Here is a 16,907-nt window from a genome sequence, read left to right as displayed (position 1 = left end):
ATAACTTGTTTGGTAAGCTATCTTCAACAATTTTTTATGGCTACTGTTTTACGTCCTTGGATTTGTGATGGTATGGCGAAAAATAATCAGGATTATCCCCTTTGTCTTGGAAATCATCAGGTGGTGGAAAATTTCACTGATATTTGTCCTATTTGTTTTTTGCCTAGGGAGGCGGGAAAATCTGTTTTTAGTGGGTCTGATGAGACGAGGGTAGGACAAGTTGAGTTGAATAAAAAAGAGATTGATGATTCTGAAAATATTTTTTCTTTGGTTGCTTTTTTGTTGAGAGATAAAAGTGTTGGTGTTGGTTGGAGATTTTTAATTTTAGGAACGATTTTGGGAATAATTTTAACTAATTTATCGATGGTTATTTTAAATCAAAGAATTTTGGGGGAATATAGCAATAATTTATCTGTGGGTTTGGTTTCTAAAGATGGAAATAATTTTATTAGTCAGGGGGAAAAAATTTTTTTTGAGGTTAATCCTCTCAAACGTTCGGGCGCTGATGCTTTTGGGCGGGGGCATTGGCAAAGGGCGATCGCCCTTTATGGGGAATATATAGAGGATAATGGGGATGATTATGAGGCTCAAATATACCAGCAAAATGCGATCGCCCATAGTCGTGGAAATCCCCTCACCTTCGCCATTACTATTACAGGCAACATGGAAAAAGATATAAATTTACTCTCTGGGGTCGCCCGTTATCAAAAAGAGTTTAACCAACAACCCAGTAATGATGACCAAAGATTATTAGAAGTGGTAATAGTTAATTATCAGGGTGCAGACATAGAAACCTTGAGCCAAAATATCCTCAATGCTAATAACATTCTAGGAATAATAGATTATCGTCTGGATGCGAATAGTTATTTAGCTTTATCGATCTATCAAGAGCAGGGTTTGGGAGTCATTTCTCCCATGAATATTCAATGGAAGCAACAAGAAGAAGAGTTACAAATCATTGAGCCAGAAAATCGGCAGGATATTTACTTAACCATGGCAACTCAGGCTTTATTGAATTATGGTAACAGTCTCAATTCTCCTCCTAACGGGATTATATTTTACGACTCTCAGGATGATGATAGTATCAAGTTTAAGTCAGCCATCATCGAAAACTTACCTCTGTGGCAGGGTAATGTAATAGTAGAAGTAGATGTGAGTCAAAATTCTACCCCCGAAGAAACATTAAAAACCGTTACGGGAGCGAATACGATAGTGATGGCATTGGGGCAAAATCGACTTTCTGAAGCCATCAACATTGCCAAGGAAAACAATTATTTTTTACCGATTTTAAGTAGCGAAAATTTATTTAATGATAACACCCTAACCGAAGGAGCCGAGGCGGTGGATCAAATGGTTATGGCTTTACCTTGGGGATTTTCTTCTGATGTTGTTGTCCATGGGCAGATGATGGAGGGATGGAATGAGGAGTTAGTTTATAATATTTTTCAAGAAGTTGTCAGTGCTATGACTCTTAATCCCCATCGAGGAAATTTAAATAAACTATTACAAGAGGGCATTAAACTATCGGACTATGGAAAAGAAAAAGATAGTTTGTTACAAATCCCCCTAGTGCAAATAGTTCCAGACTTTGAGGGGTTGAGTGAAAATGGTTATAAGTTTGAATTTAAAACCATCCATCGTAAATAATTAATTATTGACCACAACCCTCATCACTAACCTTAGTGTAAATGGGCTTCGATAAACCAAAGACGCATATCGATGGTACGAGAAATTTCGGTGTATAAGTCGGCAGTATCAGCATCCCCTAATCCATCGGTTATGTCAATGGCTTTTCTTAAGTGGGCGCCATAGGCGGCATATCTATCGGCTAAAGCCTTTAAATGTTCTTCTCCTGTCACTGCGGTTAGAGGATATTCTTCTAAGACAGAATTGGTGGCGGCTACTTTTGCAGTACCAAGAGCCACAGATGCTAAGGCTGTTACCCTTTCGGCTACCATGTCCACATACCCTTCTAATTCTCCTGCCATTTCATCGAAAAAGTTATGAAGTTGGTAAAAGTCTTTACCTTTTACGTTCCAATGGGCTTGTTTTGTGTGGGTTTTGAGATCTAGGGTGGTGGCTAAGGTTTGGTTTAATAAGGTTGCGACTTTGTCACGGACTTCTTCGTTTAAGTCTAAACGGGTACTATATAAATGGGTTCCCATATATGTATTATTCTCCTAGTAAATTATTGCTATTTCTTATGGTGTATAGCTTACAATTAGCTACTTACCTTTTTCACCTTAACAAATATTTACCCCAAACTGCAAACTCTACAGGTTTCTTTTAGTTTTGAACCATTGTTGTAATAATATTTTACAGTCTTTTTCTTTGATTCCTGCTATCACTTCTAAGGAATGGTTGGAGCAGTAACTATCGGGCAAATTCATGACGGTGCGCACGGTGCCTGTTTTGTAGTCATCGACTCCATATACGAGGGTAGATATGCGACTATGAATTATTGCTCCTGTACACATGGGGCATGGCTCAAGGGTGACGTATAGGGTACACCCATCCAATCGCCAATTTTTTTTGATGTGTGATGCTTGACGGATGGCAAGGATTTCGGCGTGGGCGGTGGCATCAAAATCTCTTTCTTTTCGGTTATGGGCGATCGCAATTAACTGCTCATTTTCATCGACAATGACAGCCCCCACGGGGATTTCTCCCTCTTTTCCTGCTTCTTGGGCTTGTTTGTAGGCCTCATTCATCCATTTTAAATGGGTTTGATAGGTGGAATTAATCATCCTTTGGGAGGGGCGTAAACGACCAACCACGGGAAGATATGGCACCGTTGGGAGTCATGGCACCATATTCTGCCCAGCGTCCATGTAAAATGGCCCCAGGATGTAATAAATTTTTTCCTTGGTTCACCTGTGACATGGGCACGTCACTATTACCAATGGCTCGAAGACAAGAGCGTCTATCCATTTCTATCGAGCCATCTCCTCCCCTAAAACGCTTTGGGCTAATGCGCACATGGGTGGCGGAAACTTGGTTAATTTTCACCTCAAAATTACATTCCAACCAGTGGGAGGCATGACTATGGGTACTCGTAAAAAATAACGGCGAGATAAAAGTACCCAGGGCGATGATCCATTTAAGTTTAATTTTTATCATGATGGCATTATTTTACAAAAATTTTGCTAGGAAAACATAACCTTAAAATATAATGTCATGAAAATTTAACAATAATGATCCCCAAACCCTTAATATTTCGTCATGAAAAGAAAACTAATCCCTAAAGCCCTTGACAAATAAAGGATTTATTGTGTTAGATAGGGCTAAATAAGTGATCCCCGATCTTGTTAAAAGAGAGAAAATCACTAAATATATCGCTTAAAAACAGGTTCTAATATGGCCAAAAACATATTAACTTACCAATCCCACGGAGATTTGATCTCATGTCAAAATCACGACCACCTATTGAGGAAATGACTTTAAGGCAACTGCGCAAGGTAGCGAGTGAGCTTAATATTCCTCGCTATAGTCGCATGAGGAAAGCACAATTACTAAATGCGATCCAAGTCAAGCAAAAAGAACTCACACCCACCAACGCAATAAATACTGTTAATACCAATAATTTATCAAAATCTAGTCCAGTTAATAATCAGAGAGAACCGAAAATGGAAGTGTCAAAATTTGATGTCGGACAAGGGCAAGAAGATCTTTCCATGGCAACCCTAGCCTCCGTTGATGATAGCATCGGAGAGCTTCCTGGAGGTTATGGAGAAAGTAGAATTGTATTATTACCCCGGGATCCTCAATGGGCTTATGCTTATTGGGATGTACCTCACGAACAAAAAGAAACTTTTAGAATGCAAGGGGGGCAACAGTTAGCCCTACGATTATATGATGTTACTGACATTAACATTGAATATCAAAGCCCCCACAATATCCAAGAGTATCTTTGTGATGAATTAGCCAGAGAGTGGTATTTACCTATTCCTGTGAGCGATCGCGATTATTTGATCGACATCGGTTATCGTTGTGTGGATGGACGTTGGTTAGTGTTGGCTCGTTCTGCCCCCGTACGTGTTCCCCCCGTTTATCCTAGCGATTGGGTAGAAGATGTATTTATTACTGTTAATTGGGAAGAAGACTTGAACGGTAAAACTGTTCATCAATTAACCCCTCCTGCCAAAAAAGCTGCGATCGCCGCTGCTCATGCTCAACAAGCCCAAGAAGCCACCAAACAAAACAGCGAAATCTACGACGAAATATTTGGCATGGCACAAGGTACCGAAGCCCAGAGGGTAGCAGGTTCACTGTATGGCAGTATGCAACAAGCCCCTAGCTCCATGATCCCCGAAAATGCCCTTAGTTCTTATGTATTTCCTTCAGGGATCGGTATGTGGGCTGTACCCACCGCCTCTGGTGCGGGAATGGGCATGGTGGGCTACGCAGGAGGCTCAGGGGTTGGCATGATGGCCAGTGGCTCTGGTGCCGGATTATTGGCTAGTGGCTCAGGGGCTGGATTAGGCATTACCGCCCAACCTCGCAAATTCTGGTTGGTAGCTGACGCTGAATTAATCGTTTATGGTGCTACCGAACCTGATGCCACCGTCACCATTGGTGGAAGACCTATCAAACTCAACCCTGATGGCACTTTCCGCTTCCAGATGTCCTTCCAAGACGGTCTAATTGACTATCCCATCATTGCCGTAGCTGCCGATGGTGAGCAAACCCGCTCCATTCACATGGAATTTACCCGTGAAACCCCTTCCCGTAATACCAACACCAAAGAAGAAGCCACCCTTGAATGGTTTCCCCCCGTCAAAAAGCAGGGGTAATTCATTCTAAAATCTTTTCATCGGGGCAGGGAATAGGCAATGGGCAATAGGCAATAGTTTTCAATGGTTTATGGTTATAAATTAATAATCAAAACATTTTTAACTACTTCTTAATTTTGAATTTTCCCAAACGCCGTATTCTAGTATTGATAAGAGTTTAAGGGTTTTTTATTCCTACTTTGAATGACCCCTGCCCGTCAAAAAGCAATAAATAATAATCTAGTTTTTGTCCCCTTTCCCATGGAGAGGGGCTTTTTTTATAGATAGATTGTATCTTCTTACGTTAAAAATACGAAAAGTTTTTATTAGGTTATTGAGAAAGTGAAAATCAGACCATTAATTAACATAGAATTTTTCTAAATTTTTGAACCTGATACCCGATACCTGACACCTCAAACCAAGAACTAATTATCTTTTTTGCGTAACATCAGTTATTTAACCCCAATAAACAAGCCATCAAAGCCTTTTGGGCGTGCATCCTATTCTCCGCTTGATCCCAAATACGAGATTGAGAGCCTTCCATCACTTCATTAGTAATTTCTTTTTCTCGATAAGCAGGAAGACAATGTAATACAATGGCATCTTTATCAGCGATATTAAGTAATTCTTTGTTAATTTGATAGGGCATAAAAATGGGAATTCGTTGCTCAGTTTCCTCCTCCTGCCCCATACTTGCCCATACATCCGTATATAAAACATGGGCATTTTCTACCGCCCCCTGAATATCTTGGGTAATAACTACTTGCTCTGGTTTAGTGGCGAAGGCTTGGGCTTGTGCCACAATGTTAGGGGAAGGAAGATAACCTTCTGGACAAGCCAAACGGACATTCATCCCCATCAGCACACCACCTAAAAGCAAAGAATTGGCCACATTGTTACCATCTCCGAGGTAAGTCATGGTTAAACCATTTAATGTTCCAAATTTTTCTTGGATAGTTTGTAAATCCGCCAGAATTTGACAGGGATGTTCTAAATCAGTAAGAGCATTAATAATAGGAATATCACAGTAATCCGCAAAAGTTTTTATGTCTTCTTGGGCAAAAGTACGAATGGCAAGTATGTCTAAATAACGATTTAATACCCTTGCTGTGTCTTGGATTGGCTCTCCTCTACCCACTTGGGTACGACTGGGGTTTAAATCAATAACATTGCCCCCCAATTGATACATGGCAACGCTGAAAGATACACGGGTACGGGTGGAAGCCTTGTAAAACAATAGCCCAAGAGTTTTATTACAGTTAAACTCTTTTTTGCCATTTTTTAAGTCAATGGCTAAGTCAAGAATGGTTTTTATTTCTGTTGCGTTTAAGTCTGTGATATTTAATAAGTCTCTTCCTGTCAAATTGCTCATAAATTAAGTTGTTTTAGACTAATTTTAATAATCCCTTATTTTAACGAACAATTCCCATGGTGTTGATTTTTTTTATGAAAATATTATTAAGGGTTTCATGAAAAAGTGGAGTTAGGAAAACAATGAAAAACAAAAAATCAATTTTTTATTATTAACTCTTCATTAATTTACTTACTTTGTTTCCATCCAGTTTTTTCCTGTGCGAATATCCACAATTAAAGGGATAGATAAACTAACCACATTTTCCATAATATCTTTAATTTTAATAGTTAATTCTTCTACTTCATAGGGGGGTATTTCAAAAACTAATTCGTCATGAACTTGTAATAATAACTTACTTTCATAGGATGATAATAATTGATTAATTTTTACCATAGCCATCTTTATAATATCGGCACTAGAACCCTGAATGGGTGCATTAGCCGCCGCCCTCAAGGCTTGGGCATCATAATTATTTAGTTTTAATTTATCTAAATCAATAGACTTTGGTGCTTTTCCTCGTAATGAAGCTAAGGCACTATTTCCAAAATTAAAGTATCTTCTACGTCCTAAAATGGTGGTGACAAAACCATTGCCAAGAGCCTCTCTTTTCATTCTTTCTAGGTAATTAAAAATACCTGCATATTTTTCTTGATAAATCTGGATAAATTGTTGAGCTTCTTTTACACTTACCCCTGTTTTACGGGCAAATTTCTGCGCTCCCATGCCATAAATTACGCCAAAATTAATAGTTTTTCCGAGGTTTCTTTCATAGGAATCTATCTCTGTTTTATCTAACAATAATTGAGCGGTGACGGTATGAATATCTTGATTATTTTGGTAGGCTTCAATTAAAATAGGTTCTTGGCTAAGATGAGCTAAAATTCTCAGTTCAATTTGTGAATAGTCTGCCCCTAAAAATAACCAATGTTCTTGGGGAATAAATGCTCTTCTAATTTGCTTAGAAAATTCGGAGCGAATGGGGATATTTTGTAAGTTAGGATTGGATGATGAGAGTCTGCCTGTGGCGGTGACGGTTTGATTGTAGTGGGTGTGGATTCTTTGGGTATGGGAATTAATTAAGGTTGGTAAACTATCTACATAGGTGGATTTTAGTTTAGAAAGGGTGCGATGTTGTAGGATTTCGGGAATGATGGGATGGTCTTTTTCTAGTTTTTCTAATATTACTTGATTGGTGGAATATCCTGTTTTAGTTTTCTTGGTTTTGCGGGTATCAAGTCCTAGTTTTTCAAACAGTAATTCGCTTAATTGTTTGGGAGAAGCTAGGTTAAGTTTTTCCCCTGCTAATTCATAGGCTTTTTGTTCAATTTGTTCTAAATCTTGACCGATTTGTTGGGATAATGGCTCTAAATATTCTTTATCCACGGCGATGCCATCCTTTTCCATTTGTGCCAAAATTGGCTCTAGTTTTACTTCAAGGTTAAATACTTTTTGTAATTCGGGAATTTTATTTAATTCTTTTTCTAAGATTATCGTTAATTTATAAGTAGCGATCGCATCTAAGGCACAGTAAGAAGCAGCGGTTTCAATGGATAAATTAGCAATGGTTTCTCCTTTTTTTAACCCCAAATCATCATAATCTTGGGATACAGTATCGGTTAAGTATTGCAAACAAAGACTACTTAACTTATGACTTTGTTCGGGTTGCAACACATAACTAGATAACATGGTATCAAAGACAACCCCTTTTAATTCCATACCTTGATGGGCAAAAACTAAACGATCAAATTTAGCATTTTGCAAGGTTTTAGGATATTCTTCACTTTCAAGAATAGGTTTTAATTTTTCTAACACCATATCTGAGGCCAACTGTTGCCCTTGGGTATGTTTGAGGGGAATATAAGCACTTTCTTTTTCTGTGTCACCCCAACAACAACCTATCCCTAGCAAATCGGCTTCTTGGGTATCTAGGGAGTTGGTTTCGGTATCCCATGCGGTTGGTTTTTTACTATCAGTTTGTTGTTTTAACTTAGTAATTAAATCGGCTAATTTTTCCTCAGTATCAACAATAATAGGATTGATAGTTGCCTGTTTACTAGGAGTATTAAATAAAGATAATTGTTCACTTTCTTGGGCTTCATTGGGAGATGTGAGTTTAAATTCTTCTCCTCCTAACTTCCCTTGAATTTTGTTGATCTGAGTTATAAAACTTTTTAATTCTAATTGTTCTAATAAAGTTATTACTTGTTCTTGATTTATCCCTGTTAATTGATAATCATTTAAATCATTTTCTAATGCTATATCAGTAATTATTTGAGCTAAATATTGAGAATGAAGGGCATCTTTTTCCCCATTTATTAGTTTCTTTTGAGTTGCCCCTTTTATCTGGTTAATATTAGTGTAAACATTAGCTAAATTATCGTATTCTTCTAATAATTTAACGGCGGTTTTTTCTCCGATACCTAACACCCCTGGTATGCTATCTGATTTGTCTCCGCAGAGGGCTTTAAAATCGACTATTTGCTTGGTTTTTACCTGCATTTTGTCAAAAACTTCCTTTTCGGTAAATTCGTTGTATTTACCAAAGTTTTTGTCGGGATAAAGAACGCTAATTTTTCCCTCATCATCTACCAATTGAAATAAATCCCGATCGCCACTTACTATTTTTACGGCGTAATTTTCTTGGGATGCTTGAAGAGCAAGAGTACCTAAAACGTCATCGGCTTCGTAACCAGAGGCGGTGACAATGCTGATATTAAGGGCTTGTAATAGTTGCTGAAGGTTATATAAATCTTCTATAAAATCATCGGGGGTTTCCTTGCGATCTGCCTTATAATTAGCGTCAGCAGTATGGCGGAAAGTTGCTTCTCTGAGGTCAAATGCGATCGCCATTAGCTGTGGTTGATAACTGTCAATCAACTGAAACAAGGAATTTAGGAAGCCATAACAAACGCTGGTAGGAATACCCGTAGAGGTGCGCAACGGTCCTTTTTTTGCCTTAGCAAAGGCATAGTAAGCACGGTAAGCGAGGGAATGTCCATCAATGAGGAGAAATAATGAATCCATGAAGAATGATGTTTGTATGGTATGAATCAGAAGATTTTAGCTTACCGTAATTGTCCATTGTCCATCGTCCATTGTCAATTGTTTTACGGTCGATGTTTACTAATCATATTTAAAACCTCATCGGGCTGTATGGGTTTCGAGAGAAAATCAGTGGCACCGACTATTTTTGTGCGTACCCTTTCCACCATGCCATCATTAGAAGTGAGGATAACAATGGGAGTATTGCGGAAAAAAGAAAGTTTACGAATACTGGCACAGATTTCATAACCATTGGCATTGGGCATTACCAAATCAAGGAATATTATGTCTGGTTTTGATGCTAGAATAGTGGCGATCGCCTTTATGGGGTCAGTAATAGCTAGAAAACGATAACCCGCAGGTTTAACAATACTTTGGAGAGTTTGACAGATAGCTGGACTATCATCAATACAAGCCACCAAAATATTTCTCTCCTCTTGAACAATGGTAGTAGCAGAAACTGGGGGAGGCAAATCAGCAATGGAATTAAGACTAATATAACCCTCCTCAATGTAAGGCAAAAGTAACTTGCCCACTTGGTACAACTCCCTTTTTAGTTGCCATGCCAAATCCCGAATGGTATTGCGCCCGTTGATTAATTTAGTAAAAACTTGATATACCTTGGGAGGACATTTTAACTTTAATTCCTCGGAATATTTAATGCCCAAAGCCTTATTGGGAGAACGATCTGCCATTTTTGCCCCCAACCACTGTTGCCAAGCCTTCCAAGCGGGGGTAATAATCTTATTACTATCAATCAAAAAGATTTGTTCAGATAAAGGAATTTCAAAATCAGAATCAAGACGAAAAATAATTTCAGGGACTTGATTAAGGTCAAAAAATATCTCCATCAACATCGCATTAATCATCTCTAATACTTGATTACGAGAAATTTTTCCCAAAGATAACCAGCGCTTTAATAAATCATAATCCCAACAAATTTTTATTTCCTTTTGCTCCGCAATCCACTGTAACTCCTTTTCCAAAAAACTTTGGTCAGTGGCGATTTCTGGTAAATAAGCGGTCAAATTACGGCGCCATCGCCTTACGGAATGCTCTCCCCCAGTGCCGTACACGATTCTGCCCAAATTTAAATAAAACTTCCATTCAGTATTACCCGGATAACTCAGGGTTAACTCTCCTGTGAATTGATGTTTTTTCAGGGTATTGAATAAATAAGTTTGCTTTGAAGCTACAAACTCCTTGATGGGGACACTGTAGTTTTCAGTTGGGGGCGTATCCATTAGTGATAAATTATATGTATGCTTGAGCAAAATTTAACTGATTTCTAAGTATAGTCTCATACTTGTTGATTCAGTTTAGTAAATTAAGAAATTTTTATTTTAATAATTATTATTGTAATTCATGACTATTAACTTTCAAAATATTATCGCTAGTTTAAATGATTTTTGGAGTGTAAGGGGCTGTATGATAGCTCAATCCTACGATACAGAAAAAGGTGCTGGTACCATGAATCATCATACCTTTCTAAGGGCGATCGGCCCTGAACCTTGGTCGGTGGCTTATGTAGAGCCTTGTCGGCGCCCCACCGATGGTCGTTATGGGGAAAATCCTAACCGAGTACAACACTATTATCAATACCAAGTAATTATCAAACCCTCCCCCGACAATATCCAAGAAATTTACCTTGAATCCCTCAAAGCCCTTGGTATTCATCCAGAAGATCATGATATTCGTTTTGTAGAAGATAACTGGGAATCTCCCACCCTCGGTGCTTGGGGTGTGGGTTGGGAAGTATGGTTAGATGGTATGGAAATTACTCAGTTTACTTATTTTCAACAGTGTGGCGGTATTGATTGTAAGCCCGTGGCGATCGAAATTACCTACGGTTTAGAGCGTTTGGCTATGTATCTCCAAGACGTTGACAGCATTTACGACATCCAATGGAATGACAAACTTAAATACGGAGATATATTTTTGCAAGGGGAAATTGAACAATGTACCTACAACTTTGAAGCATCTAACCCCGACTTACTCTTCAAACTTTTTAATTTGTACGAAGAAGAGGCAAAACAACTCATTGACAAGAATCTAGTCTTACCCTCCCTTGATTATGTCCTCAAATGCTCCCACTGTTTCAATCTCCTCGATGCTAGAGGGGTAATTGCTGTGGCAGAAAGAACCCGTTATATAGGTAGAATCAGGAATTTAGCCCGTGAAGTCGCCCATCAATACCTAGCCCAAAGGGAAAGTCTGGGATTCCCTCTCATAGCAAAGTAGAATCATCAAAATTCCCCCTTATTCTTTGTTGCATACTAACTATCCATCAAAACTGTTTTGAAAGGAATCTGCTTATGATACACTGCATTATTTAACATTTTCGATGTTAATGGTTTCTTATTGTGATATGATTTTCCTCTTTGAGAATCACGGGGAAGTTGTTATATGGATGTTAATGGGAAGCCTTTTCGTACTATTTGGTTAAAGGCTGATGAGCCTACGGTAATACAGATAATTGATCAACGGCATTTGCCCCATCGGTTTGTGATTGAGGATTTAAGGACGGTGCAAGACGTGGCGATCGCCCTTAAGGAAATGCACGTGAGGGGTGCAGGGGTAATCGGTGCTTCTGCGGGGTATGGAATGTACCTAGCTTCCCTTGAAGCTAAGGCTCAAGAAAAATTTGAGGTGCAAGGGTTTTTGATGGCAATGGGGGCGAAACTGTGTGCTACTAGACCAACCGCAGTTAATTTAGAGTGGGCGGTAAATCGTCAATTGGAAGCCGTTGCACCCTTGGGGAATGACATCGAGGCAATCATTAAAAAAACTTTGGAAGTGGCAGGGGCGATCGCCCTTGAGGATATACAATTATGTAAGAGTATCGGGGAACACGGCTTCGAGTTGATACAAGCCCTTAGCAACAAAAAACAGGGTGACACCGTAAACATTCTTACCCACTGTAATGCAGGATGGCTTGGTTGTGTGGATAATGGCACCGCAACCTCCCCCATTTATGAAGCCCATCGCAAAGGATTAAAAGTCCATGTGTGGGTGGATGAAACTCGCCCCCGTAACCAAGGGGCAAGGTTGACAGCTTGGGAGTTAGGGCAACAGGGCGTACCCCATACCGTCATCCCTGATAATGTGGGTGGTCATCTCATGCAACATGGTATGGTGGATATAGTTATAGTAGGGAGCGATCGCACCAGCTATACTGGAGATGTAGCTAATAAAATCGGCACCTATCTTAAGGCATTGGCAGCCAAGGATAACAACATCCCCTTTTACGTTGCCCTCACCTATTCAGCCTTTGATTGGACAATTAGCGACGGTGTGAAACAAATTCCCATTGAGCAACGAGACGCTACGGAAGTAAAATATATTAAAGGATTAAAAGATGGGGAAATTACCGAAGTATTATTAACTCCCGAAAATAGCCCTGCGGTTAACTATGGTTTTGATGTAACCCCCGCCCGTCTAATTACTGGTTTAATTACCGATAGGGGTGTATGCCCTGCTAGTGCTGAGGGTATAGCTAATCTTTATCCAGATTTAAGTCCAGTTGTCTTGTAATATGAGGTTTTGATAAAGTTAGTTAAGTGTCTGTGAACCAAGAATCACCCCCATCACAATCTTTGATTTGATATGGTGTAAGTCTCAATTGTCAATAGAAATAGGACTGTAGGCAACACCACCATAATAAAAACATTTCGCTTCTGTATTAGAGATAATAATTATTTCTTGGGGAGTAATTATTATATCCTCTTCTTCTGTGATAGGTGCTATGTGTGTCTCGGCACTATGAAAATCATCCCCATTAGTATCCTTCATTATTCTTGTCACCTTAATATTTTTACCATTGGTAATATCTTTTTCTTCAGTTCGTAAAATAGTATCATCGCAATCTATATCATCATCATCATTATTATGATAATCTTGTCCATCTTTGGAGAGAAAATCGAGAAAAAATTCCGCAGTTTGCTGTTTTAAGTAGCCTTTGAGTATCGCTGTCTCACAAAATTTTATGCCTAGTTTTTTTTGCTCCACAAGAATATTATCAATTTGTTCATGGGATAGTAAACCAGCTTTTTTAAAATAGTATCCGATAGGATATTCTTTTTTATAAACTTTTGCCGATTTCTTATTTTCTATTTCCACTAAAAAATCAGCGGTTTGCGATTTTAACCAGCCTCTAAGGGCTAAAATTTCCCCTATTTTTAATTTAAAAAACTGACTTTGATCTGCCAATGCTACTTCTAATTGAGATGGAGTTATTAATCCAGCCTCTAACAGTATTTCTCCTATTAGTTTTTTTTCAGAAGTATTAATATTTTCTTTCATCGCTATATCACCTTTCATTATTTGCCCCATTTTAATAATGAATTTTTTATCGAAGAAATTTTCTAAAATAGTTTATTTCCATAAAAAACATCTTTTAAAATTAAGTTTGCTAAATTTGCTCTGCTCACTAACTTTTTTGTATTTTGTGATACCGTTTTTTAGGAAATATAACGCTGTCATGCAATTTGTAATTTTTTTTAAAATAGTAAAAAATCTTGATCCTATTCGTAAACAAAGGTTTTCACCCATTTACTTTACTTTTTTAAGGTTACTTTTTTACTAAATTACTCAAAAGTGCTACTACAATTTTACTTTATTCTTGTTAGTTATGATTATAACTTATAACGATTAAATATAAAGAAAATCTAAAATTAATTTTGATAGAATTCAATATGTTGAAAATTAATCAGTGGTACTTAATCCTAATCAACTTTTTCTCATCTTGAGAAACTTTGATAGTCTTAGGAATATATATTATTGATGGTTTTATAAAGGCGATCGCCCTTATGCTTTTTTAGCATATTAATAAACAAAAAAAAGGGGCTAATGCCCCTTAAAAGTAAATCAGAGAAAAATGATATTTTGATTAGAAATACATCCCTGCTTCTTGTACTTTTTCGATTTGTTTCTTCTTCAATACAAGAAGAATTTGAGCTAACATAATACCGCCAATAAACAAGAGTAACCAAGCAATACGAGCGGGGCTTTGTAATACTACTTCCGTATCTTTTTGTCCAAAACCACCCACATTAGGATCATTGGTTAACAACTCTCCAGTGGCAACCTCTTGACCATTACTAACGATTAATTCAGGGCCTACAGGAATATTAACGGTATTGGTATCACCTTCAGCGGTGGTGATAGTTACCAAATATCCACCCGCTTCTTCTTCGGTAATGTCGCTAACTACCCCAGCAACGGGAGCTTTGAAAGCGTTGTTATTACTTAATTGACCAGTAGGATATAATTGTCCTCTACCTCTGTTGGCGCCCAAGTGAACGGAATATTTACCAAAATGAATGTTAGGATTGGTGGCAGGGTCAGGAGATAGTACAGGGAAGACGATTTCTTCATATTCATCTCCAGGCATGGGTCCGACTAATACCCAGTTTTCTTGACCTTCACGGTAAGATTGGTAATAAACTCCACCGATTTTTTCCTTCATTTCTTCGGGAATGCGGTCATCAGGAGCGATTTGGAAGCCATCGGGTAGCATTAATACGGCACCGACATTTAATCCACCTTTAGAGCCATCTCCTAATACCTGTTGTTGGGAATGATCATAGGGAATTTTGACCACTGCTTCAAATACGGTATCGGGTAGTACTGCTTGGGGAATTTCCACTTCGGCAGGTTTGGCAGCGAGATGACAGTTGGCACATACAATGCGACCAGTGGCTTCTCTGGGGGTCATAGGAGCGGTTTCTTGAGCCCAGAAGGGGTAAGCATTGGCTGCTTGGGGTAGGAAGATGTCGTTGACGAGGAAGAAGCAAGTAGAGGCGATCGCCACTAACAACAACCTACTAATATTTTTGACTATACTGTCTAAAGGAAAATGATTTCTCATCGATATTTTACAATTACTTAATTTTTGTTAAATTGTTTACCGTTAAAGGTTTATAAGGAAAATTGACTAAGCCCACCAAGGTTTGGAGCCATCACGGAAATCAGTTTCTTCCCAATCGGTTAAGATAACTTTGTCATCGTTAACGTCGGCATGGACAAGGGCAAGGGAAAGGGGAGCAGGTCCACGAACCATTTTTCCTTCGTTGTTATACTGGGAGCCGTGACAAGGACAGATAAATTTATTTTCTGAGGCATTCCAAGGTACTACACAACCAAGGTGAGTACATACGGCGTTTAATCCATAGGATGCAATTTGTTGATCTTCACTCACAATAAGATATGTGGGATCTCCTTTCAATCCTTGGGCTAAACTGCGATCGCCTGGTTGACGGTTAGCAGTGAACTTACTAGCAGAAAGATCATTCCCTAGTTTATCCTTTGCCGTGATACCACCACCAGCACCCCCAGCAGATTTAGGGATAAAATAACTAACTACGGGGTATAAAGCACCCGCAGCAATACCAGTAATTGTTCCAAAGGTCAGTAAATTCATGAACTGACGGCGCCCCATATCAGGTACATCAGAGTTAGCAGGAATCTGTGTCATATTTAAATTTATCTAATTTATTATGTTTAACTTTGGTTTGACCAATAATAATGCAAATAGGCTTTTTTTGGGAGGTAAATCCAAGTTATTATTTAATTATTACAAAAAATGAACCTTTTTGAGTATTGTTATTCCCTGTTTTCTGGGGAAAAACCTTAATTTACGGTGTTAAGGATCAAACCCTTCTATGAATTATTATAAACTACATATCATTTTTTCTGATTTTTGCTATAAGCAAATTCAATAAATGAGCATGATTTACCTTAAAATGTCCAGGATAAAACAGTGTAACTATGACAGGAAAAGAATTACAAGCATTAATTTTCAATAAATGGGGTTGTTCCTATGATGTACAAATTTTACGGATCAAGGATCGTATATATTTTCAGGTAATGTGGAAATATTTAGAACAAAGCTCTTTCCCCCTGTCCATAGAAGAATATGATGCCCATTTAGAACAAATTGCCACCTATCTTAGTGGTTGGGGAGTGGTAAATCAAGTACAAGTGGGCATTCTGGAAGCTAAAAACCGTCCTCGTTTGGGTAAAGCGGTTAGTATTTTCTTGGATTTGGGCGATCGCGCCTCGGAATGGATTGTTTAAAAAATTTAAGCCAAAAAATATTGAACAATTGATAACGTTAACAATAATATAAACATCCCTGCCACACTGCCCAAAGGTCTTTCCTTACATCCCCATAGCCAAGGATTAGCATCGGTATTATATTCGTACAAATCAAGGGTATCGAGGGTAGCAAGGGTTACTACCCATCCCCCATGGATGCCTATGGCCATAGATAAATTACCGTTGAGAAGATATACACAATAAAACAAGACCATTCCCATTAAAAATAATCCGGGTAACTGAGGAATAGTGTTTTTTCTCTCCCAAATAAGATGAAGCACCGCAAATATAGCACTAGAAATGATTGCTGTTAGCCAAATATTATAGTCTTGGCTCAAAAAATCCTTGAATACCCCCCGAAAAATCAATTCTTCCACCGAAGCGATGAGGAGACTAACCAATAATAATAGGGGTAAAGTTTTAACCACAGACATTAAAAACTGGGAAGGTTTTTTCCATACCGCCCACCCGAACGCAAATGTCATCAGATTTGTAAATATGATAGTAACAATTCCTATTACATAACCCCATAAGATACAATTGAAGTTGCTAAGACTGAAAGTCAAACTTATTTTATGCAAATCTATGCTCATTACTCCCCATGCCAATAAGGGAGCAATGAGATAAAGAGATACGATTAG

15 protein-coding genes are annotated in these 16,907 nt (G+C 38.3%); 5 read left to right on the top strand and 10 right to left on the bottom strand.

Annotation, left to right across the window (positions count from 1 at the left end; all coding sequences use genetic code 11):
• The first annotated feature begins 36 nt into the window (after window positions 1-36).
• Window positions 37-1,647 (top strand): ABC transporter substrate-binding protein, encoded by a 1,611-nt coding sequence (locus tag AA637_RS03145; protein WP_446683857.1) that lies wholly within the window; start codon window positions 37-39, stop codon window positions 1,645-1,647.
• A gap of 32 nt (window positions 1,648-1,679) precedes the next feature.
• On the opposite strand, the gene dps is transcribed toward AA637_RS03145, so the two are convergent.
• The 3 genes from dps to AA637_RS03130 all read right to left on the bottom strand — a co-directional run bounded on the left by dps (window position 1,680) and on the right by AA637_RS03130 (window position 3,120).
• Window positions 1,680-2,165, bottom strand: a complete 486-nt coding sequence (gene dps, locus AA637_RS03140; RefSeq protein ID WP_069789742.1) for a DNA starvation/stationary phase protection protein Dps — start codon at window positions 2,163-2,165, stop codon at window positions 1,680-1,682.
• Between the two features lie 108 nt (window positions 2,166-2,273).
• Window positions 2,274-2,747, bottom strand: a complete 474-nt coding sequence (tadA, locus tag AA637_RS03135; protein WP_446684521.1) for a tRNA adenosine(34) deaminase TadA — start codon at window positions 2,745-2,747, stop codon at window positions 2,274-2,276.
• The gene (locus tag AA637_RS03130) at window positions 2,740-3,120 is read right to left on the bottom strand and encodes a hypothetical protein (RefSeq protein ID WP_446683856.1); all 381 of its coding nucleotides are present in this window, start codon (window positions 3,118-3,120) and stop codon (window positions 2,740-2,742) included. The genes tadA and AA637_RS03130 overlap by 8 nt, the downstream gene beginning before the upstream one ends.
• A gap of 284 nt (window positions 3,121-3,404) precedes the next feature.
• Here AA637_RS03130 and AA637_RS03125 point away from each other — a divergent pair, with 284 nt between their 5' ends.
• Window positions 3,405-4,793 carry a DUF4912 domain-containing protein gene (locus tag AA637_RS03125; RefSeq protein ID WP_446683855.1) on the top strand — a complete coding sequence of 463 codons (1,389 nt, stop codon included), beginning with the start codon at window positions 3,405-3,407 and terminating at the stop codon, window positions 4,791-4,793.
• A gap of 427 nt (window positions 4,794-5,220) precedes the next feature.
• Here AA637_RS03125 and argF read toward each other — a convergent pair whose 3' ends face one another.
• The 3 genes from argF to AA637_RS03110 form a co-directional block, all read right to left on the bottom strand.
• Window positions 5,221-6,144, bottom strand: a complete 924-nt coding sequence (gene argF, locus AA637_RS03120) for an ornithine carbamoyltransferase (protein WP_446683854.1) — start codon at window positions 6,142-6,144, stop codon at window positions 5,221-5,223.
• Between the two features lie 171 nt (window positions 6,145-6,315).
• Window positions 6,316-9,150 carry a DNA polymerase I gene (gene polA / locus AA637_RS03115; protein ID WP_446683853.1) on the bottom strand — a complete coding sequence of 945 codons (2,835 nt, stop codon included), beginning with the start codon at window positions 9,148-9,150 and terminating at the stop codon, window positions 6,316-6,318.
• An 83-nt stretch (window positions 9,151-9,233) separates the two neighbouring features.
• The gene (locus AA637_RS03110; RefSeq protein WP_446683852.1) at window positions 9,234-10,412 is read right to left on the bottom strand and encodes a response regulator; all 1,179 of its coding nucleotides are present in this window, start codon (window positions 10,410-10,412) and stop codon (window positions 9,234-9,236) included.
• 121 nt (window positions 10,413-10,533) lie between these two features.
• Between AA637_RS03110 and glyQ the strand changes: the two genes are divergently transcribed.
• Together glyQ and mtnA are read left to right on the top strand one after the other, a co-directional pair.
• Entirely contained in the window at window positions 10,534-11,409 is an 876-nt protein-coding gene (gene glyQ / locus AA637_RS03105; protein WP_446683851.1) for a glycine--tRNA ligase subunit alpha, read from the top strand.
• Window positions 11,410-11,574: 165 nt separating this feature from the next.
• On the top strand, window positions 11,575-12,702 hold the full coding sequence (gene mtnA / locus AA637_RS03100) for an S-methyl-5-thioribose-1-phosphate isomerase (RefSeq protein ID WP_446683850.1): 1,128 nt from the start codon (window positions 11,575-11,577) through the stop codon (window positions 12,700-12,702).
• Window positions 12,703-12,786: 84 nt separating this feature from the next.
• On the opposite strand, the gene AA637_RS03095 is transcribed toward mtnA, so the two are convergent.
• The 3 genes from AA637_RS03095 to petC form a co-directional block, all read right to left on the bottom strand.
• Window positions 12,787-13,488, bottom strand: a complete 702-nt coding sequence (locus tag AA637_RS03095) for a hypothetical protein (protein WP_446683849.1) — start codon at window positions 13,486-13,488, stop codon at window positions 12,787-12,789.
• Window positions 13,489-14,056: 568 nt separating this feature from the next.
• Window positions 14,057-15,037 carry a cytochrome f gene (gene petA / locus AA637_RS03090; RefSeq protein WP_446683848.1) on the bottom strand — a complete coding sequence of 327 codons (981 nt, stop codon included), beginning with the start codon at window positions 15,035-15,037 and terminating at the stop codon, window positions 14,057-14,059.
• A gap of 66 nt (window positions 15,038-15,103) precedes the next feature.
• Window positions 15,104-15,643 carry a cytochrome b6-f complex iron-sulfur subunit gene (gene petC, locus AA637_RS03085; RefSeq protein ID WP_069789732.1) on the bottom strand — a complete coding sequence of 180 codons (540 nt, stop codon included), beginning with the start codon at window positions 15,641-15,643 and terminating at the stop codon, window positions 15,104-15,106.
• A 293-nt stretch (window positions 15,644-15,936) separates the two neighbouring features.
• On the opposite strand from petC, the gene AA637_RS03080 reads away from it, so the two are divergent.
• On the top strand, window positions 15,937-16,245 hold the full coding sequence (locus AA637_RS03080; protein WP_446683847.1) for a DUF3067 family protein: 309 nt from the start codon (window positions 15,937-15,939) through the stop codon (window positions 16,243-16,245).
• Window positions 16,246-16,250: 5 nt separating this feature from the next.
• Here the strand turns inward: AA637_RS03080 and AA637_RS03075 are convergent, their stop codons facing one another.
• Window positions 16,251-16,751, bottom strand: a complete 501-nt coding sequence (locus AA637_RS03075) for a CPBP family intramembrane glutamic endopeptidase (RefSeq protein ID WP_446683846.1) — start codon at window positions 16,749-16,751, stop codon at window positions 16,251-16,253.
• Window positions 16,752-16,907 lie beyond the last annotated feature (156 nt).

The organism is Cyanobacterium sp. HL-69 (assembly GCA_002813895.1).
GTDB lineage: Bacteria > Cyanobacteriota > Cyanobacteriia > Cyanobacteriales > Cyanobacteriaceae > Cyanobacterium.
Note: the sequence above shows the minus strand (reverse complement) of the source record. Positions and strands in the feature narration are given on the sequence as shown.

Excerpts from the sequence above, each read along its gene's own strand:
- AA637_RS03145 (WP_446683857.1), top strand. The coding sequence starts at position 37 with ATGGCTACTGTTTTACGTCCTTGGATTTGTGATGGTATGGCGAAAAAT.
- dps (WP_069789742.1), bottom strand. The coding sequence starts at position 2,165 with ATGGGAACCCATTTATATAGTACCCGTTTAGACTTAAACGAAGAAGTC.
- tadA (WP_446684521.1), bottom strand. The coding sequence starts at position 2,747 with ATGATTAATTCCACCTATCAAACCCATTTAAAATGGATGAATGAGGCC.
- AA637_RS03130 (WP_446683856.1), bottom strand. The coding sequence starts at position 3,120 with ATGATAAAAATTAAACTTAAATGGATCATCGCCCTGGGTACTTTTATC.
- AA637_RS03125 (WP_446683855.1), top strand. The coding sequence starts at position 3,405 with ATGTCAAAATCACGACCACCTATTGAGGAAATGACTTTAAGGCAACTG.
- argF (WP_446683854.1), bottom strand. The coding sequence starts at position 6,144 with ATGAGCAATTTGACAGGAAGAGACTTATTAAATATCACAGACTTAAAC.
- polA (WP_446683853.1), bottom strand. The coding sequence starts at position 9,150 with ATGGATTCATTATTTCTCCTCATTGATGGACATTCCCTCGCTTACCGT.
- AA637_RS03110 (WP_446683852.1), bottom strand. The coding sequence starts at position 10,412 with ATGGATACGCCCCCAACTGAAAACTACAGTGTCCCCATCAAGGAGTTT.
- glyQ (WP_446683851.1), top strand. The coding sequence starts at position 10,534 with ATGACTATTAACTTTCAAAATATTATCGCTAGTTTAAATGATTTTTGG.
- mtnA (WP_446683850.1), top strand. The coding sequence starts at position 11,575 with ATGGATGTTAATGGGAAGCCTTTTCGTACTATTTGGTTAAAGGCTGAT.
- AA637_RS03095 (WP_446683849.1), bottom strand. The coding sequence starts at position 13,488 with ATGAAAGGTGATATAGCGATGAAAGAAAATATTAATACTTCTGAAAAA.
- petA (WP_446683848.1), bottom strand. The coding sequence starts at position 15,037 with ATGAGAAATCATTTTCCTTTAGACAGTATAGTCAAAAATATTAGTAGG.
- petC (WP_069789732.1), bottom strand. The coding sequence starts at position 15,643 with ATGACACAGATTCCTGCTAACTCTGATGTACCTGATATGGGGCGCCGT.
- AA637_RS03080 (WP_446683847.1), top strand. The coding sequence starts at position 15,937 with ATGACAGGAAAAGAATTACAAGCATTAATTTTCAATAAATGGGGTTGT.
- AA637_RS03075 (WP_446683846.1), bottom strand. The coding sequence starts at position 16,751 with ATGACATTTGCGTTCGGGTGGGCGGTATGGAAAAAACCTTCCCAGTTT.